This window comes from Ruegeria sp. YTSC002 (assembly GCF_059609845.1).
The window spans coordinates 76,888-93,510 of sequence record NZ_JBXWML010000011.1 but is presented as its reverse complement, the minus strand read 5'-3'; the positions used below and the strand labels follow the sequence as shown (position 1 = coordinate 93,510).

Sequence of the window (16,623 nt, the reverse complement as noted above, 5' to 3'; positions counted from 1 at the left end):
TACCTTGACCTAAAGTTAGGTTTAGAAATTACGCTGAGTCGGGACAAGCCAAAAAACACAGGAGATCCCATGATGGCGACGCTTGAACACACCAATTTCACTGTCCGCGACCCGCAGGCCTCGGCCGGTTGGATGCAAAAGGTCTTTGGCTGGAAAACCCGTTGGGAAGGCCCTGCAATTGCCGGTGGATACACTGTGCATGTCGGCTCGGCACATACGTATCTGGCGCTGTACAAACCTGACGACCCGAAACAGTCGGATGAAAGCAGCTATGATGTGATCGGGGGGCTGAACCATGTCGGTGTTCTGGTCGAAGACATAGATGCCACCGAAGACAAGGTTCGCAAGGCGGGATTCGAGCCCCACAACCACGCCGATTACGAACCAGGGCGCCGGTTCTATTTCCGCGATGACAACGGGATCGAGTTCGAAGTGGTGCAATATGATTGAGATGATTTGGCTTTGCACCCCATCGCAGCGTTGGCGCAGGTCGCGGCATCCCGATCATCGGCACAGGCCCCACCCCAAATCAAAACGGCGCGAAGTCGCGAATTGATCGCTGCTGACGCTGTCACCTCTTGCAATTCACGTGGCATTTGGGTCAGGTAACTGCCAATCTAACATTCGCCCCGACGCTCCTGTGCGGCGGGGCGACTCAATTTATGCGTGGACGTAGAGAGTATGGAAAAGATCCCGATGACGCCTGCGGGCAATGCCGCGCTCGAGGCGGAGCTGAAGAACCTCAAATCCGTTGAACGCCCGGCGATCATCGAAGCCATCGCCTCGGCGCGCGAGCTGGGCGACCTGAAGGAAAACGCCGAATACCATTCTGCCCGTGAAAAACAGGGCTTCATCGAAGGTCGCATCAAGGAACTGGAAGGTATCCTGTCGCTGGCCGATGTCATCGACCCGGCAAAACTGTCGGGCGCGGTCAAGTTTGGCGCAAAAGTCACATTGGTCGACGAAGATACCGATGAAGAAAAGACCTGGCAGATCGTTGGTGAATACGAGGCCAATATCGAAAACGGCCTGCTGAACATCAAATCCCCCATCGCCCGCGCCCTGATCGGCAAAGATGAAGGGGACAGCGTCGAAGTGCGCACACCCGGCGGCGTGCGCTCTTACGAAATCCTGAGTATCGAGTACGCCTGACCGGAGCGCATGTAATGTCGGGGCCAAAACCTGACCCGGAAACCGAAAAGCCGACGTCGCTGGGCATCTATGATCGCCCGAAGACTCCGGCTGTCACCGAAATCGAGATTGCCGCACTGGTGCTCAGCCTGATCTGGCTGGTGGTGTCGGTTGTCTTTCTCGTGCTGCCCGGTCAGGGGCAGAACGGTGGCCTCGTCGTCACCTTTCTGGCTGTATTCATGCCTGTGGCGATGATCTGGGTTGCGGCCACCGCGATGCGTGCCAGTCGGGTGATGCGAGAGGAAAGCGAACGCCTGCAAACGGCAATCGACGCGATCCGGCAGGCCTATGTGGCGCAGCAGCAGCGCGCCTCCAGCACTTATGAACCCGCGGTGACCAAAAAGCTGGATGAAATCGCTGCGGCCACACGGAAAACCGAAGACGCCTTGGCAACGTTCTCGACCACACGCACAGCGCGCTCTGCCGCGGCCTCGCAGCCTTCCGCTCAGGGAGACCAGACCTCGTTGGAACTGGGGACGCCTGCGGAAGAGATCACACCACCACTGAGTACCGAGGTTTTCATCCGTGCCCTGAATTTCCCCGAAACGCAGGATGACACCGAGGGGTTCAATGCGCTGCGTGTTGCATTGAAGGACCGCAAGACGGCACAGCTTGTGCAAGCTTCGCAGGATGTTCTGACGCTGCTCAGCCAGGAAGGCATCTACATGGATGACCTGCGCCCCGACATGGCCCGGCCAGAAATCTGGCGCCAGTTCGCCCAAGGCACACGCGGGCGCGCCGTGGCGGCGCTGGGGGGTGTGCGCGACAGATCTTCATTGGCGCTGACAGCGGCCCGAATGAAGCAGGACCCGATTTTCCGCGACGCCGCGCACCATTTCCTGCGTCGGTTTGACAAGATGATAGCCGAGTTCGAACCCACGGCCAGCGATGCGGAACTGAGTGAATTGGGTGAAACCCGAACGGCACGCGCATTCATGTTGCTGGGCCGCGTGGCAGGCACGTTTGATTAATCCTGCCCGACAACCCACGACATTTTGGTCGCGCTGCGGAAATTGAACAGATACTTCAGTGGTCCGGTTTTTTCTTGACCCAGGGGCTGGAACCCCTCGCGTTCGTACAAGCTGCGGGCGCGGGGGTTTGTGTCGATGACATCAAGCTGAACCTCTGACATGTTGCGGTTGCGGGCCTCGGACTTGATGGCATTCAGCAATGCCGTGCCCACTCCTTTGCCGCGCGCCTCGGCGGCGACAAAAATACCGTCCATCTGGAACACGCCCGGTTTCAGTTCGCGCTCCAGCACGCTCAGAACCAAGGCGCGCCAGATCGCCCCGAACCATCCATAAACCCGCGCAAGGTCGGACATGCTGCCCCCTGAAAAGGCTCCCTCGCGCGTCTTGAATCCTGCCAGGCCCAGCACCCGCCCTGTTTCATCCCGCGCAACCAGCGCGAAATCCGGGTTCAATGCGATTTCAAAGAAAGCCAATCCTTTTTCGTCCGGCCCCATGACTTTGCCCAGCTTGGCCGCAAATGCCTGCCAGAACAGCGCCGCCGCCTGCGCGCGTTCCTGATCGGCGAATCCTCGTGAAATCGTGACCGTCACACGCCGAAACTTCCATAAGGAAGGAACCGGACCATATCGCCCGGTTTGACATGGCGCGCACCATCTTCGATTTCAACCAACCCTTCAGCCCAGCTGAGGCCACTGATCCGGCCTGACCCTTCCGAGTGGAAGACCTCGGCCCGCCCATCCCGCATTCTGGCACGCAGATATTCCCGACGACCGGGCTTCTTGCGCTTTTCAAAGGCGGCAGGCACTTCGAAACCTTGCGGTTCTACCCAGCCTTCACCGGACATCAGCCCCAAGGCCGGACGCGCGAAGATCAACGTACAGACCATGGCGGCAACCGGGTTTCCGGGCAGGCCGAACACCGGCACGCCGGACCACAAACCCAAAGCCAGCGGCCGCCCGGGTTTCAACGCAATGCGCCAGTGCTGCATCGCTCCGGCCTGACGCAACAGGGCCGAAACATGGTCTTCGTCACCCGCTGACGCGCCACCGCTGGTCAAAACCACATCAGCCCGTTCTGCGGACTGGTCCAATCGATCCCGCAAGGCGTCGCGATCATCCGAAACACGCCCCATGTCCACGGGCACGAAGCCCATACGTTCGATCAAGGACAGCAGCATCGGGCGGTTGGCGTCGAAAATCTGACCCGGACCCGCGCGCTCTCCGGCTTCGACCAATTCATCACCCGTAGAGACCACGGCCACGCGAAGCGGTTTGCGCACGTTGACTTCGGCGATCCCCACGGCAGACAGCAGCGCAAGATCGGCGGGGGTCAGCCTGCGCCCGGCAGAAAGAGCGATATCGCCTGCGGCCACATCTTCTCCCGCGCGCCGTGTGTTGGCGCCTTTTTTCAGCGGGCCGTGGAAGGCAATGTGGCCGTCCTTGACCGTGACATCCTCTTCCAGAATGACCGTGTCGACACCGGCAGGCAGCGCCGCCCCCGTCAGCACGCGCAAGGCACGGCCTTCAGGCACGTCACCGTCGAACGGGATCCCTGCCGCCGCGCGCCCGTCAATCAATGGCATGATCTGCGGGCCATCAGGGGCGGGACCGGCAAACCCGTACCCATCCACGGCCGTATTGGGAAGCGGCGGGTTCGAACGTCGGGCGACCACATCCCGGGCCAGAACGCGCCCGCACGCCTTGGTCAGCGCCATCGTCTCAGATGCGGTAATCGGGTGCAGCCTGTCACGCAAATAGGCCAGCGCCTCATCCACCGGTGTCCAGTTGACCCCGGCGGGCAAGGCAAAACAATCGTTCCGCAACGGGGGCGGGGCTATGTTCGGCTTGTCCTGAGGCACACCCAATATCCAACCTTCCTCTGCCGCTGAGACGTTCAATTGCGCATCCAACTCCTGCTCTGTTAAACCCGACAGAGTCAAGGCGACCTGTTCAACCTGCCAGGCATCTTTGATCCGCCCTTCCGGAGGCGCACCCAAGGTCAGAGACGGCCAGATTTCCACGAAGGCGACTGGTTTATCCACCGGTTCGAACGGCCAGACCGAGATTTGCCCGGCAAACCGATGGCGAAGCCGGTTCAGAACCGGAAGGCCCATCATCACCTGCCCGCCCACTGCACCCGCACCCGCCATCTGCCAGCAGGTGAAACTGCCCTTTGCCAAAGTCTCCACGGCACGACGGTTCGGGAACGGGTTGGAATAGTCCGATTTGGTGCGTGGCAGGCCATCAATATCTCGGCGCAGTCCATTCATCCAGAACGGGCCACGGCCGCCAAACTGAAGGTTGATCCGACCCGCCAGATCAAAGCGGTTGTTGGCCTTCGGGGAATCCTCGATATGTTGGTCGAACCAATCCCACAACGCCAGCGGATCGTCCGTTCCGGTCATCGCCCGCGCGAAGCCGCATGGATATCCAAAAGGAAAATCGAACCCAAGAAGCAGACGGCGACCGGCCATCAGTTCGGCGTGGATCAGAGCATCCAACCATTGCTCTGCAACCAGCCTGTTACGCAGGTATTCGGGGTCAAGCACTTTCCCATTACGTACAATGCAGGCCCAGATCGCATCCTTGCGCGGGGTCGGTCCGGTGTCGTTTCCGCCAGACCAATCCACCATTGCAAAGGTCTGGAACAGGCTCACAATCCGACCTCTTTCAGGATGAAATCCGCGACGCCGGCAGTGTCGTTCAAGTCAAAAACCGGGCGGTCCAGATCCAGCGCGGTGTCGCTGGCCACCGCGCGGATGGTGCCGTTTTCCGGTGCCATCAGCGCATTGCCCGCCGCTGCGCGATACGCTTCGATCTTGGGGTGGTCCTCGCGCTTGAACCCTTCGACCAACACCAGATCGACCGGCGAGAGCCGCGCCAGCAGCTCGGCCAGCGGCGGTTCAGGCGCGCCCCGCAATTCCTGCATCAAAGCAATACGTTGCCCCGAGGCAAGCAATACCTCGCTGGCCCCTGCCACGCGGTGCCGGTGACTGTCGGTGCCCGGCTGATCCACATCGACGCTGTGATGCGCGTGCTTGACCGTAGAGACCGCGAATCCCCGGCCTGTGATCTCGGCCACCAGCCGTTCCATCAGCCCGGTTTTGCCGGCATTCTTCCAGCCCGTGACGCCGTAAACCCTCATGCCTGCTCCAACAAGGCTCGGGCACGATCCAGATCTTCAGGCGTGTTGACGTTGAAGAAAGGATCGAACGGGTCGGCGCTGAACAAAGCCTCGCGCCCGTCATGTTTGTCGGTCCACAGCACCACCTTGCGCAACCCGTCCATCAGCGCCGCCCGCAGATCATCGCGCAGCGCAACGGGCCAAAGCCCGAATGTCGGGTGTCGGTTGACCCGCTTGCCGCCACCGGATTTCAGCGCCTCGTCACCCGTACGCGGCGTGGTGGCCAAGACCAATGGGTGTACCTGCCCTTCCGCAGCCTGCGTCAGTCGCGCCACCAGATCGCGCGGGAAAAAGGGCGTGTCCGCGGCAGCTGTCACGATGCTGTCCGCCCCCTGCTCTGCCGCCCAGTCGAGCCCGGCCAGCACACCGGCCAGAGGCCCGGCGAACCCTTCGATCGTGTCAGGCAGGACGGGCAGGCCCAGATCAGCGAACCGCCCAGGGTCGCCATTGGCGTTCAGCGCCAGCCCATCGACCTGTGGCGCAAGCCGGTTGATCACATGAGACAGCAGGCTCTGCCCCCCGATCTGCAACAGGCCCTTGTCACCGCCGCCCATACGGGTGGCCTGCCCGCCTGCGAGAATGACGCCAAGCGGTTTGGTCATGATGGGTCCTCGATGTCCGGCCATTTTCGGAATTTCTCCAGCGGTGTGAAAATCCAAACCCCGCTGCCCGCACCCAGCAAGATGAAACACAGGCTCAAAGGAAGTCCGGAAAAACCGGCCAAGACATGGCTCAAGCGAATGAAAGCGAAAAAGAGCACCAAAACCGCCACTGGCGCGAAAAACGACCAGAAATAGCACCGATACCTGCGGAGTGATCGTCGGATCTCGTCGGGTAATACAACTGAGTCCGGTAAACCTTGAAGGAGGATACGTTGCAATACGGCGCTTTGTTTTTGCACCGCCAATCCCCAAGCCGTCCACCCCATCCGGAATGGGGCAAACAGGTCAAATGTGCCGATATAGTCTCTTGCTTCCCATCCCAATCGATCCAGAGTTTCCTCGTCCAACCGTGCCATGCCGTCTACGATTGTCCGTTTGCTGCGTGCGTAGTTTCGCGCAGCAAGAATGCTCAGCGGCAAGATACCGACCGTCACAACAAACAGGAAAAAGGGTCTAAGGGTTTCCAAAATCATCCTGCACTTTTCCGGCGGTGTTTCCTGTCTTCGACAGCAACGGTTGACGGGTCCACGTCGCGCAGCAGGCGGTCGTCGCCCGACAGGCAGACAAAGCGCTGCCCGCGCATCCGCCCGATCAGCGTCAGCCCGACCTCGCGCGCGATCTCGACGCCCCATGCGGTGAAGCCCGAGCGGGAGGCCAAAACGGGGATTCCCATCATCGCCGTTTTGATCACCATCTCGGATGTCAGGCGACCGGTGGTATAGAGGATCTTGTCCTCCGCCGCCTCATTCTCGGACAACATCCAGCCTGCAATCTTGTCGACGGCGTTATGACGGCCCACGTCTTCCATATATACCAGCGGGCGGTTTTCGCGGCACAAAACAGTGCCGTGGATTGCCCCGGCCTCGAGGTACAGCGACGGAGTGCGGTTGATTTTGGACGCCAGGTCGTACAGCCACGACGTCCGCACCTGAACCTGCGGCAATTGCACGTCTTCAAGACCTTCCATCATGTCGCCAAACACCGTACCTACGGCACACCCGCTGGTGCGGGTCTTTTTCTTCAGCTTGTCCTCGTAAGACGTCTGGCGCGCGGTGCGGACGATCACGGTTTCAAGATCGTCATCATATTCCACGCGCGTGATTTCGTCATCCGCCAGCAGCATCCCCTGATTGCGCAGAAAGCCCAGCGCCAGGTATTCGGGGTAATCGCCAATCGTCATCGCCGTCACGATTTCCTGCGAATTGAGGAATATGGTCAGCGGGCGCTCTTCAACCACCGAAATCTGGCTGATTTCACCGTTCTGGTCCACGCCCTCGACCGCGCGGGTCAGGCGTGTCGCGCCCGGATCAGGGGCGATAAGATAGTCCGACAGATTGAATTCCGTGGCCAATTGCAACCCCTTCCCAAGACAGATACTGCTGCACGCATCACCATAGGATTTAGACATGGCCTCTGCCACATCCAAGTCATACTTCTGGAAAGGTTTTCGGGACGGGACGCCGTTTATCTTCGTCGCCGTGCCCTTTGGCCTTCTGTTCGGTGTTTTCGCGACCGAAGCCGGGCTGACCCTTGTCCAGACGATGGCCTTTACATCGACCGTTTTTGCCGGAGCAGCGCAGTTCGCGGCCCTGCAACTGTTGCAGGACAACACTCCGACCGTGATCATCATAATCTCGGCGCTGGCGGTGAATCTGCGCATGGCGATGTATTCCGCATCACTGACACCTTACCTGGGTTCCGCGCCCATGTGGCAGCGTGCCTTTGCGGCATATCTGACCGTGGATCAATCTTATGCCTGCTCCATCGTGCGGTTCGAGAAAGAGCCCGACCTGTCAGTGCCGCAACGCATGGCCTATTTCGTGGGCTCTGTCACGCCGATCACACCGCTCTGGATTCTGGGTACGTATCTGGGCGCAGTGCTGGGTGCGCAAATACCGGAAAGCTGGGCGCTGGATTTTGCCCTGCCTATCACCTTTCTGGCCATGATAGGGCCGATGATGCGGACCTTTGCACATGTGGTCGCGGCCCTTGTGGCCATCACGGTATCGTTGCTGACCGTCGCAATCCCGTTCAATCTGGGTCTGTTGATTGCCGGATGCGCTGGAATGATTGCCGGAGCGCAAGCGGAACTGATCCTCGAACGTGGAAAGACGCAGTCATGACGCAGCCTGATTCCGTCACCATCTGGGCCATTATCATCGGGCTTGCCATCGGCAGCTATGCGCTGCGCTTTGTTTTTATCGGTTTTGTAGGTGATCGCCCGATGCCGCCCTGGCTGCTGCGTCACCTGCGATATACAGCGGTGGCCATCCTTCCTGCATTGATCGCGCCGCTTGTTGTCTGGCCATCGGCCACCGAAGGACAGCCCGATCTGCCCCGCATGTCGGCGGCGGCTGTTGCCCTGGTGGTGGGAGTGATCAGCAAAAACGTGCTGGCGGCCATCTTTTCCGGGGCCGCCACGCTCTATGGTCTGCTGTATCTACTGAGTTGAGGAAGCGTTCAGCTGGTTGAGACGCGCATTGTTTGCCGCCAAACCTTTTTGCAGATCCGCATCGTCATTTTCCCGGTATTCTTCGGTCACGACGCCCGGAATCTGTGCGAACTGTTCCGACAACTTCACCGGATAGAACGTCACATCGATCTGCTCGAACCCCGGCACCTGTTTCAAAAGTTGCGATGTCGCATTGGTGCAGAACGCGCCAGCCACCGGACCGGATTGTTTTGCCAGTTGCAAGGCGATTTCAGCCTGTTGCGGGCTCACCTGGATGGTCTGTATGCGGGCATAATGCGTCTCGCGCGCGTGCGAACTGCGATAGGCCCGCTCGACCGCCGGGGTAATGCCGTAAAGCACATCATCCTTCACCGGAACCACATCCGCCCGGAACGAACCGGCAGGGTCAAAGATCACCCGCTCGCTGCCCGAAATCATCAGCGACGTATGTGCGCCCGATCCGGTGCGAGTGCTGATCATCGTGTACAGCGTCAGCGTCGATGGCCCCGGATCACGGTAGGACCGGGACACGATTTCGTTCCGATCCGCCTGCGGACGGCTTGAATTGGCGCAACCCGCCACTGTCGCTGCCAGCAAGCAGGCAATCAATATCCTGAGCAAGTCAGCCCCCGAAACGATTAGGAGGCGAATACCGCCAGGAACAGGCACAGAAAGGCAATGGCGACCACACACCACGTGGTGGCTTTGATGAAACCGTTGAATGTCTTGGTTTGGACCGTGATGTCCATTTCGCCGTGCTTGTATTCAGCCATGAGTCTCAGATTCCCAATTCGCGTGTTTGATCTGTTGGATAATGGAAAACACAACGCCTGTCACCACGTCATTCGCGCGCAGGGCGCTGTTACTTGAGAACCGAACAACCGAGATACCCGAAACCCCACCGCCAGGGCAGGCCGCTGCACGGCCCGCCACCGAATCGCACCGCCCCATACATTGCATCCGCAGTTATCGCGTGCACGCTGCGAATCTGGTCAGGTGTCATGTCGTACCGGTCGGCATAATCTTCTGCATGACGGTCTCCGTGCTCTACCACACAGGCGTGCAAGGCGTCATCCGCAGCCAGACGTGCGTCAAAGCTTTCCTCGGCCGTCTCCGATCCTCCTGCATTGTGATAAGCCCGGTCATGGGTCACGCAGCAATACTCCCAAGGGGGGTGTTCTTCGTATAGCGCGCCGACTTGTGGGAACTGCTTTGCCACCCAGCGCCAACTGGCTGACAACCCGCCCGAACAGCCATCGGTTTCAAACGACGTCAGTTCGGCGCCCTCGCTTTGCTCGATCAGGGCGCGGTGGCCCGGCATTTCAATTCCGCGCATCAGATCCTGCGCCCATGCCGACAGCGGCAGCATGGCCAGAATCAGCGCCAGTTCAAGGGCTTTCATCGCGCATCGCCTCTGTATCGACCTGCAATCCGAACGTAGTGGCCAGCCACAGCAACAGCCGCTCGCCCGGCCCCATTTCAGCGCGTACACGCAAAACCTCATTGGCCATGGCCGGACGGTCAGTGATCAGACCATCCACCCCCATCGAGGCCATTCTGGACATCTGCAACGGATCATTCACCGTCCAGACGTAGATATCCTTGCCGGCGTCCTGCACCTTGCGGATCAGCCCGGGTGTCACCATGCCTGCATTGACGGCGACAAATTCGCCTTCCAGCCCCGACAGATCCCCAATGGCCGTGGCCGCCAACACACCAGAGCGCCAGTCGGGCCGCACCTTTTCCATCTTTTGCACGGCCGGGTATTTCAGCGACATGGTGGCAACGTCGTTCTGCATCCCAAGCTCTTCGACAAGGCCGATCACCCGGTTTTCCAGATCGACGTCGTGACCATAGTATTTCAGCTCGATAAGGACCTTGGACTTGCCCCTGGCCGCTTCCAGAACCTCTCGCAGGGTCGGGGTCCGCTCCGCGGCGTATTCCGGCCCGAACCAGCTTCCAATGTCGATATCAGCCACATCCTGCATCGTCGCATCCCAGACCTTCAGGTTGACGCCGGCCAACTTCATGAAATCGCTGTCATGGGCCACGACAACCACATCATCCGCCGTTTCCTGAACGTCTATCTCAACCCAGTCCGCACCATCCTCGATCGCTTTCAGGACCGAGGCCATTGTGTTTTCCGGTCGCAAAGCCGCAGCACCCCGGTGACCGATGACCTCGGCATGATCCGGCGCCTGCACCCGTTCCAGCAGGCTTTGGCCAAACCAAAGGCCAATGCCCAATGCCGCAAGGGCCGCTGCGACAGTCACAAGTACCGGTACGCGGATCCTTCGGGGTTCGGGATGGGGAACCTCTTTTGTCTCGGCTTCGAAAAACGCGTCCAGCAAGACCGCCAGCGCGCCCAGCGCCGTTGCCGCCAGAACCAATCCCGCCAGGGACCAAAGCCCCGCGATGATCAGGCTGAGGATCAATGCCAGTCTGAGACTGCCGCCTTCCTGCACCGGCACAACCGCAAACAACAGACTGGCCACCGCCGCAATCAAAGCCGCAATCACAAGCCGCAGTCCCAGCCAAAGGGCAAGCTCGATCTTCAAACGACCGCGCTTGCCTTCCATCTTTTGTTCACTTTTCGCGAATGCTCCGCGTGGTGAGGCCCCTTCAAACAGAACCAGATGCAGCGCCAGCGCCCACCCGGACAGACGGCGGATCAACACCCATGCCAACGCGAGACCGACAAGCCCGATCAGAACCACGGCCACCTGAAAGGCCGGAGGGTGGAATGTCAGGTAATAATTGATGTCATATTCCGTCAGCGTCCACCATGCGATCAACCCCGCGATGGCCACAAACGGCAAGGCAAGCAGCAGAACGCGCAGGATGAAACGAACGGCAAACCCGAACAGCGCCGGAAAGCGGGACAGGTTCAGTGCCAGCGCCGCGCTTCCTGCGCGCCAGGGGTCGCCTTCCCCCATACGCAAGGACCCGGCCATGACCGCGAACACAAGCACCTCGGCCAGCAAGAACAGACTGAGCACCGTGACACCCGCGATGAACCCGGCAGGAGACAGCAGGAACATCGCAATGTCCTGATCGGTCAGAGCGGTCTGATTAGACAGAGAGACCGCCAGATTGACGGCCACGGCCACACCCGGCGCGATCAGCGCCACCAACAGCAAGCGCACAGCGATGTAGATTGGCACAAAGACACGGCGCAGGGCCCAAGCCTCGGCGTAGGCATGTGTTACTGCTTGAAAAAATCGTGTCACGTGGGCGCCTCCGGACTGATGCAGTCATTCAAAGGCGCGCAGGCGTGAATTGCAAGTCAGCTGTCTTCCAGATCCGCCGCCAGACGGAAACCGATGCGGTTGGCAGGTTTGTCCTCGACCGATTTGGGCAGGGCGCGCAACATCACGTTCAACTGACTGACATGCTGCACCAGTTGCGTACGGGCCCCGGTTCCGTCAGATCCGTAAAAGGTGATCATGTCGGGGTCGAAATACCCCATCCCTTCGATCCGCATGACGCCGGCATCGCCGCCGGTAAAGCCCATGGCGACTTCGTGATCGCCGTCCAGCGTCTTTTCAAAGTTCTGGATATACATGATCAGACGTTCGTAAGCCCATTGCGCCGGGCTTTTGTTGGCAACAGGCTTTTTCAACCCTTCGGGCAGGTCCTTGGCACCGGATTCGGCATTGGGATCCGCGTGCACCTCGTGACACCGCGGCAAAGCGGCGGCTTCGGCGGCCTCGGCCGAGGTTTCGATCTGGTCCTGCATTCTTCTACCCTTTGCGCTGATACAGCCATGCCCCGTCATCGCGTTGCGTCCGGGTTACCGCACCAATGTGGTAGAGATGATTCACATGCGCAACCGCCTCAACAAGCGCAAGCCCATATTCGCCTTCGCGGATCGTGCGTTTGAACAGTGGCAGAAAACAATCTGCGGCCGCTCTGGGTTGATCCAGATGCTTCAACAGGCGATCCAACGCGCCATGGTGGTTGTCGATCAGCTGTTTCATCCTAAGCGGCAGGCCCGAAAACGGCAGCTTGTGCCCGCCCAGAACCAGATGATCGGGCCGGGCATGGGCCTGCAACCGCTCGCAGGCTTCCAGCCACGCTGAAACCGGATCGGCCATCGGTTCCGTGGCATAGACGCCCAGATTGGGACTGATCGAGCTGAGAATCTGATCGCCGCTTAACACCAGATTGTCGTCACGGCTCCAGAAGGTGGCGTGTTCCGGCGCGTGGCCATTGCCCATATGAACGTCCCAGTCGCGCCCACCCATTCGGATCACGTCGCCCTGCTTGATCCGGGTAAAGCCCAGTGGCATGGGATAGACCGTGTCGGCAAAGTTGAAGGGGCGATCCTTCATCCGCGCATTCAGAACCTGGGGCGCCATGCCGGCGCTGCGATAGAAATCAAGCGTCTCCTGCGGCCATGTTTCCTGCACATCCAGCGTCAGCATCCGCGCAAACAGCCATGAGGTGCGGCTTGTGACCAGTTCGGCCCCGTGTTCCGACTGAAACCACCCGGCATTGCCGACATGGTCAGGATGATGATGCGTCACCACCACACGGGTGATCGGTTTGCCTTTCAAAGGCCCGCCCATCAGGGTTTCCCAGATACGCCGCGTCTTGTTCGACGACAGCCCGGTGTCAATCACCGTCCAACCTTCGCCATCGTCCAGCGCGTAGATATTGACGTGATCCAGCGCCATAGGAAGAGGCAGGCGCATCCACAGGACGCCCTCGGCAACCTCGATGGCTTCACCCGGCGCGGGCGGTTCAGCCCACGGATATCTGATCCCCGATACGCGATCCCCGTCCATCACGCCGCCAATTCATCCGGGCTGAGCGAAAAGAGGTCATCCGCACCGCTTTGCACCCGCGCCAGAAGGCCGGAATGCTCGGGCAACAAGGCGTTGATGTAGTAGCGCGCCAATTTGGCCCGTGGTCCTTCCGGATCAGCCAGAGCCGCGGACAGGTGATAATGCCCGCCAAGAACCCGGGCAAACGCCTGAAGATAGGCCGTTGCGCCTGCAAATCGGTCGTTCATGTCGTCCTGCGCCACCAACCATTCGGTTGCCTCGCGCAGGGTTTCTGTTGCCTCCCACACTGGACCGGCCAGATCGGGCATCGTCGTACGCGCGTGTTCGGCCTGTTCTTCGATCTCGTCCAGAAGGTTCGAAGCCGCCTCGCCCCCGTCCATCATTTTGCGCGCAACAAGGTCCATGGCCTGAATGCCGTCGGTTCCCTCGTAAATCGCGGTCACGCGAACATCGCGGGAATATTGCGCCGCGCCTGTTTCTTCGACAAAGCCCATTCCGCCATGCACCTGTACGCCGGTTTCGGCCACGCGTATCCCGGTCCGGGCCCCAAAGTTCTTGCCGATTGGCGTCAACAACGCGGCCCGCGCGGCCCAATCGGCGTCGCCGGTGGCTTTCGCCATGTCAATCGCGGTCGCGTTGGCCAGAAGAATAGCCCGAGCGGCAAAGATATCGGCGCGCATATCCATGATCATGCGACGCACATCCGCATGATCGATGATCGTCCCCGAAGGCGTCCTGCCCTGCTTGCGTTCCAGCGCATAGGCCAAAGCGTGCTGATAGGCGCCTTCCGCAACGCCCACACCCTGGCCACCCACGCCCAGGCGGGCATTGTTCATCATGGTAAACATGGCCGCCATACCACCATGTTCCTTACCGACAAGCCATCCTTTGGCGCCCTCATATTGCATCACGCAGGTGGGTGAGCCGTGCAGACCCATCTTGTGTTCGACAGATACAACCTTCAGGTCGTTAGCCACGCCGGGATTGCCATCCGACTCGGGGATGTATTTCGGCACCAGAAACAAGGAAATGCCCTTGGTGCCGGGCACACCGTCCGGCAGGCGGGCCAGAACCAGATGGCAGATATTTTCGGCAAAGTCGTTGTCGCCCCAGGAAATGAAGATCTTCTGCCCGGTCACCGAGTATGTGCCATCACCGTTTGGTTCAGCCTTCGAGGTCAGCGCCCCGACATCCGATCCGGCCTGCGCTTCGGTCAGGTTCATGGTGGCTGACCATTCGCCGGAAATCATTTTGGGCAGATACAGCGACTTCAGTTCGTCGCTGGCGTGATGTTCCAACGCCTCGATCTGGCCCTGCGCCATCAGCGGAGCCAGTTGCAACGACAGGCAAGCGGCGCTCATCATCTCGTTCACGGCAGTGGTGACAGCCATCGGCAGGCCCATACCGCCGTATTCAGGATCAGCGCTGATCCCGATCCACCCGCCTTCGGCAATCGCCTTCCAGCCATCGGCATAACCCGGAGAGCTGCGCAGCACACCATTTTCAAGCCGCGCCGGTTCCAGATCACCGGCACGCTGCAACGGGGCCAGAACCTCTTCGCTCATCTTGGCCGCTTCGGTCAGGATGGCCGTGACGACATCGGCGCTGGCATCTGCGAAAGTCTCGGTGGCGGCGACCTGGTCGAACCCGACGACATGGTCCAGCAGAAATTGATAATCTGAGATTGGGGCGCGATATGGCATGATTTCTCTCGGGGTCTAACGGATCAGAATACATCGGCGGGCTTGGAATCAAATGCAAGCGCCGGTAAGCGTGTGGGCCTGAACCGATTACCTACCTTTCCTCAAGTTCCAGGCAACCAAAACGCGGCGTCATCAGATATGATCTCATCCGGCACACAGGAATTGACGGCAGATCCCGGCGGTATCGCGCAGGCTGCCGATTTTTTGCGCCAGGGGCTTCTGGTCGCCTTTCCGACCGAAACGGTCTATGGCCTTGGCGGCGACGCCCGCAACGGTCAGGCCGTCGCATTGATCTACGAGGCCAAGGGACGGCCCAGCTTCAATCCGCTGATCGCCCATGTCGCCTCGGTCGAAGCGGCACAGCGGTTTGTGCAATGGTCGGATCAGGCCGAGCAGCTGGCACAGGCCTTCTGGCCCGGTCCTCTGACCCTGGTTTTGCCTTTGCGCGAAGGACACGGGATTTCCTCACTGGTGACCGCCGGGCTGGACACTCTGGCCGTGCGCGTGCCCGCGCATCCGACGGCGCGTGCGCTGCTGGCCGACTTTGACGGACCGGTCGCGGCCCCCTCGGCAAACCCCTCGGGTCAGATCAGCCCCACGACGGCGGCTCATGTGTGGTCCGGTCTTGGCGGAAGGATCGCAGCTGTTCTGAACGACGGCCCCTGTGCGGTGGGTTTGGAATCCACCATTGTCGGTCTGGCCGGAGAGCCCACATTGCTGCGTCCGGGTGGCGTTGCGTTGGACCGGGTCGAAAGCGTGCTGAACATGCGACTGCACCTGCATCAATCCGGCGATCTGCTGACCGCTCCGGGACAGTTGCAGTCGCATTATGCGCCGGATGCGCCTGTTCGCCTGAATGCCACGGCCCGTCAGGGCGATGAGGTTCTGCTGGGCTTCGGACCAGCGGATTGCGACCTGAACCTGTCTGCCGAAGGACGTCTGACCGAGGCGGCCGCGAACCTCTTTGCAGCCCTTCACAGGCTGAACGAGACCGGGCGACCAATTGCCGTATCTCCGATCCCGAACACCGGATTGGGGGCTGCAATCAATGACAGGTTGCGCCGCGCCGCCGCACCACGCGACAGCTGATCAGGCCCGGCCAGCGCTGGCGGACAACGTCAGAGGATCCACACCGAGCGTCGCCAACGCAGCTTCCCATTTTTCGTCATCGGGCACGTCGAAGACAAGTTTCGTCGTGGCTTCGGTGGTCAGCCAGCCGTTCATGGCAATTTCGTCCTCAAGCTGGCCTGGCCCCCAGCCGGAATAGCCCAGCGTCAGCATCGAATTCAGCGGTCCGCTGCCAGACGCCAGATCTTCAAGCACATCCAGCGTCGCCGTCATGCTGAAATCTGCGGAAATATGCATCGAATGCAGGTTGGCCTCATAGTCGGCGCTGTGCAGGACAAATCCGCGCGACATCTCGACCGGGCCACCGAAATGCACAAGGCGCTCTCCGATGACCGGGATACGACAGGCGATGTTCAGTTGCCCCAGCAACGTCTTGATTCGCAGATCCGAAGGCTTGTTCACGATCAATCCCATAGCGCCATCGTCGCCATGGCTGCACATATACACTACCGAATGGTCGAATCGCGGATCGCCCATTCCGGGCATCGCAATCAACAGTTTTCCGGTCAGGTCCATGGGCCGTCATCTCTTTGTCAGTTCACG

Annotated in this window: 20 protein-coding genes; 6 read left to right on the top strand and 14 right to left on the bottom strand. The window is 60.2% G+C overall.

Going from position 1 to position 16,623, the window contains the following annotated elements; genetic code table 11:
• Nucleotides 1-69: 69 nt before the first annotated feature.
• The 3 genes from AC2FFD_RS18210 to AC2FFD_RS18200 all read left to right on the top strand — a co-directional run bounded on the left by AC2FFD_RS18210 (nucleotide 70) and on the right by AC2FFD_RS18200 (nucleotide 2,162).
• Nucleotides 70-450 (top strand): VOC family protein, encoded by a 381-nt coding sequence (locus AC2FFD_RS18210; RefSeq protein ID WP_170346322.1) that lies wholly within the window; start codon nucleotides 70-72, stop codon nucleotides 448-450.
• A 231-nt stretch (nucleotides 451-681) separates the two neighbouring features.
• The gene (gene greA, locus AC2FFD_RS18205) at nucleotides 682-1,152 is read left to right on the top strand and encodes a transcription elongation factor GreA (protein ID WP_170346321.1); all 471 of its coding nucleotides are present in this window, start codon (nucleotides 682-684) and stop codon (nucleotides 1,150-1,152) included.
• Between the two features lie 14 nt (nucleotides 1,153-1,166).
• Nucleotides 1,167-2,162 (top strand): hypothetical protein, encoded by a 996-nt coding sequence (locus tag AC2FFD_RS18200; RefSeq protein ID WP_425078968.1) that lies wholly within the window; start codon nucleotides 1,167-1,169, stop codon nucleotides 2,160-2,162.
• Here AC2FFD_RS18200 and AC2FFD_RS18195 read toward each other — a convergent pair.
• From AC2FFD_RS18195 to AC2FFD_RS18170, 6 genes are read right to left on the bottom strand one after another with little or no spacing between them, the layout of a single operon-like run.
• Nucleotides 2,159-2,752: a GNAT family N-acetyltransferase gene (locus AC2FFD_RS18195; RefSeq protein ID WP_496873776.1), complete on the bottom strand. Its 594-nt coding sequence runs from the start codon at nucleotides 2,750-2,752 to the stop codon at nucleotides 2,159-2,161. The two genes, AC2FFD_RS18200 and AC2FFD_RS18195, sit on opposite strands and share 4 nt — an antisense overlap.
• Complete coding sequence (locus AC2FFD_RS18190) at nucleotides 2,749-4,794, bottom strand: molybdopterin-binding protein (RefSeq protein WP_480684745.1); 2,046 nt, start codon at nucleotides 4,792-4,794, stop codon at nucleotides 2,749-2,751. Before AC2FFD_RS18190 ends, AC2FFD_RS18195 begins: the two co-directional genes overlap by 4 nt.
• A 20-nt stretch (nucleotides 4,795-4,814) precedes the next feature.
• Nucleotides 4,815-5,306: a molybdopterin-guanine dinucleotide biosynthesis protein B gene (gene mobB, locus AC2FFD_RS18185; protein WP_170346319.1), complete on the bottom strand. Its 492-nt coding sequence runs from the start codon at nucleotides 5,304-5,306 to the stop codon at nucleotides 4,815-4,817.
• A complete protein-coding gene (gene mobA, locus AC2FFD_RS18180; protein WP_496873775.1) occupies nucleotides 5,303-5,947 on the bottom strand; it encodes a molybdenum cofactor guanylyltransferase MobA in 645 nt (214 codons plus the stop codon). Before mobA ends, mobB begins: the two co-directional genes overlap by 4 nt.
• Nucleotides 5,944-6,480 carry a hypothetical protein gene (locus AC2FFD_RS18175; protein WP_257599928.1) on the bottom strand — a complete coding sequence of 179 codons (537 nt, stop codon included), beginning with the start codon at nucleotides 6,478-6,480 and terminating at the stop codon, nucleotides 5,944-5,946. The genes mobA and AC2FFD_RS18175 overlap by 4 nt, the downstream gene beginning before the upstream one ends.
• Entirely contained in the window at nucleotides 6,477-7,415 is a 939-nt protein-coding gene (locus AC2FFD_RS18170) for a formate dehydrogenase accessory sulfurtransferase FdhD (RefSeq protein ID WP_496873774.1), read from the bottom strand. The genes AC2FFD_RS18175 and AC2FFD_RS18170 overlap by 4 nt, the downstream gene beginning before the upstream one ends.
• Between AC2FFD_RS18170 and AC2FFD_RS18165 the strand changes: the two genes are divergently transcribed.
• Both AC2FFD_RS18165 and AC2FFD_RS18160 read left to right on the top strand, forming a co-directional pair.
• Nucleotides 7,414-8,130 carry an AzlC family ABC transporter permease gene (locus AC2FFD_RS18165; RefSeq protein WP_170346316.1) on the top strand — a complete coding sequence of 239 codons (717 nt, stop codon included), beginning with the start codon at nucleotides 7,414-7,416 and terminating at the stop codon, nucleotides 8,128-8,130. The two genes, AC2FFD_RS18170 and AC2FFD_RS18165, sit on opposite strands and share 2 nt — an antisense overlap.
• Entirely contained in the window at nucleotides 8,127-8,459 is a 333-nt protein-coding gene (locus tag AC2FFD_RS18160; RefSeq protein ID WP_170346315.1) for an AzlD domain-containing protein, read from the top strand. The genes AC2FFD_RS18165 and AC2FFD_RS18160 overlap by 4 nt, the downstream gene beginning before the upstream one ends.
• Here the strand turns inward: AC2FFD_RS18160 and AC2FFD_RS18155 are convergent.
• The 7 genes from AC2FFD_RS18155 to AC2FFD_RS18125 all read right to left on the bottom strand — a co-directional run bounded on the left by AC2FFD_RS18155 (nucleotide 8,448) and on the right by AC2FFD_RS18125 (nucleotide 14,952).
• Nucleotides 8,448-9,080, bottom strand: coding sequence for a hypothetical protein (locus AC2FFD_RS18155; RefSeq protein WP_170346314.1), 633 nt, complete (start codon nucleotides 9,078-9,080; stop codon nucleotides 8,448-8,450). The genes AC2FFD_RS18160 and AC2FFD_RS18155 overlap by 12 nt on opposite strands.
• Nucleotides 9,081-9,097: 17 nt before the next feature.
• Nucleotides 9,098-9,232, bottom strand: coding sequence for an aa3-type cytochrome c oxidase subunit IV (locus AC2FFD_RS18150; RefSeq protein WP_117870443.1), 135 nt, complete (start codon nucleotides 9,230-9,232; stop codon nucleotides 9,098-9,100).
• An 89-nt stretch (nucleotides 9,233-9,321) separates the two neighbouring features.
• Nucleotides 9,322-9,861: a hypothetical protein gene (locus tag AC2FFD_RS18145; protein ID WP_496873773.1), complete on the bottom strand. Its 540-nt coding sequence runs from the start codon at nucleotides 9,859-9,861 to the stop codon at nucleotides 9,322-9,324.
• Nucleotides 9,848-11,689: a glycerophosphodiester phosphodiesterase gene (locus AC2FFD_RS18140; protein WP_496873772.1), complete on the bottom strand. Its 1,842-nt coding sequence runs from the start codon at nucleotides 11,687-11,689 to the stop codon at nucleotides 9,848-9,850. The genes AC2FFD_RS18145 and AC2FFD_RS18140 overlap by 14 nt, the downstream gene beginning before the upstream one ends.
• A 56-nt stretch (nucleotides 11,690-11,745) precedes the next feature.
• Nucleotides 11,746-12,198, bottom strand: coding sequence for a DUF6173 family protein (locus tag AC2FFD_RS18135; protein ID WP_170346311.1), 453 nt, complete (start codon nucleotides 12,196-12,198; stop codon nucleotides 11,746-11,748).
• Nucleotides 12,199-12,202: 4 nt separating this feature from the next.
• On the bottom strand, nucleotides 12,203-13,249 hold the full coding sequence (locus AC2FFD_RS18130) for an MBL fold metallo-hydrolase (RefSeq protein ID WP_425078973.1): 1,047 nt from the start codon (nucleotides 13,247-13,249) through the stop codon (nucleotides 12,203-12,205).
• Nucleotides 13,249-14,952 carry an acyl-CoA dehydrogenase gene (locus AC2FFD_RS18125; RefSeq protein WP_496873771.1) on the bottom strand — a complete coding sequence of 568 codons (1,704 nt, stop codon included), beginning with the start codon at nucleotides 14,950-14,952 and terminating at the stop codon, nucleotides 13,249-13,251. The genes AC2FFD_RS18130 and AC2FFD_RS18125 overlap by 1 nt, the downstream gene beginning before the upstream one ends.
• A gap of 138 nt (nucleotides 14,953-15,090) precedes the next feature.
• On the opposite strand from AC2FFD_RS18125, the gene AC2FFD_RS18120 reads away from it, so the two are divergent.
• Complete coding sequence (locus AC2FFD_RS18120) at nucleotides 15,091-16,041, top strand: L-threonylcarbamoyladenylate synthase (protein ID WP_496873770.1); 951 nt, start codon at nucleotides 15,091-15,093, stop codon at nucleotides 16,039-16,041.
• Here the strand turns inward: AC2FFD_RS18120 and AC2FFD_RS18115 are convergent, their stop codons facing one another.
• Nucleotides 16,042-16,596 (bottom strand): YqgE/AlgH family protein, encoded by a 555-nt coding sequence (locus AC2FFD_RS18115; RefSeq protein ID WP_152456781.1) that lies wholly within the window; start codon nucleotides 16,594-16,596, stop codon nucleotides 16,042-16,044.
• Nucleotides 16,597-16,623: the final 27 nt, after the last annotated feature.

Bases quoted from the DNA above. Each gene is read 5' to 3' on its own strand.
- AC2FFD_RS18200 (WP_425078968.1), top strand. From the start codon at position 1,167: ATGTCGGGGCCAAAACCTGACCCGGAAACCGAAAAGCCGACGTCGCTG.
- AC2FFD_RS18130 (WP_425078973.1), bottom strand. From the start codon at position 13,249: ATGGACGGGGATCGCGTATCGGGGATCAGATATCCGTGGGCTGAACCG.
- AC2FFD_RS18165 (WP_170346316.1), top strand. From the start codon at position 7,414: ATGGCCTCTGCCACATCCAAGTCATACTTCTGGAAAGGTTTTCGGGAC.
- AC2FFD_RS18120 (WP_496873770.1), top strand. From the start codon at position 15,091: ATGATCTCATCCGGCACACAGGAATTGACGGCAGATCCCGGCGGTATC.
- mobB (WP_170346319.1), bottom strand. From the start codon at position 5,306: ATGAGGGTTTACGGCGTCACGGGCTGGAAGAATGCCGGCAAAACCGGG.
- AC2FFD_RS18145 (WP_496873773.1), bottom strand. From the start codon at position 9,861: ATGAAAGCCCTTGAACTGGCGCTGATTCTGGCCATGCTGCCGCTGTCG.
- AC2FFD_RS18210 (WP_170346322.1), top strand. From the start codon at position 70: ATGATGGCGACGCTTGAACACACCAATTTCACTGTCCGCGACCCGCAG.
- AC2FFD_RS18160 (WP_170346315.1), top strand. From the start codon at position 8,127: ATGACGCAGCCTGATTCCGTCACCATCTGGGCCATTATCATCGGGCTT.
- AC2FFD_RS18135 (WP_170346311.1), bottom strand. From the start codon at position 12,198: ATGCAGGACCAGATCGAAACCTCGGCCGAGGCCGCCGAAGCCGCCGCT.
- AC2FFD_RS18125 (WP_496873771.1), bottom strand. From the start codon at position 14,952: ATGCCATATCGCGCCCCAATCTCAGATTATCAATTTCTGCTGGACCAT.
- greA (WP_170346321.1), top strand. From the start codon at position 682: ATGGAAAAGATCCCGATGACGCCTGCGGGCAATGCCGCGCTCGAGGCG.
- AC2FFD_RS18175 (WP_257599928.1), bottom strand. From the start codon at position 6,480: ATGATTTTGGAAACCCTTAGACCCTTTTTCCTGTTTGTTGTGACGGTC.
- mobA (WP_496873775.1), bottom strand. From the start codon at position 5,947: ATGACCAAACCGCTTGGCGTCATTCTCGCAGGCGGGCAGGCCACCCGT.
- AC2FFD_RS18115 (WP_152456781.1), bottom strand. From the start codon at position 16,596: ATGGACCTGACCGGAAAACTGTTGATTGCGATGCCCGGAATGGGCGAT.
- AC2FFD_RS18190 (WP_480684745.1), bottom strand. From the start codon at position 4,794: ATGGTGGATTGGTCTGGCGGAAACGACACCGGACCGACCCCGCGCAAG.
- AC2FFD_RS18170 (WP_496873774.1), bottom strand. From the start codon at position 7,415: ATGTCTAAATCCTATGGTGATGCGTGCAGCAGTATCTGTCTTGGGAAG.
- AC2FFD_RS18150 (WP_117870443.1), bottom strand. From the start codon at position 9,232: ATGGCTGAATACAAGCACGGCGAAATGGACATCACGGTCCAAACCAAG.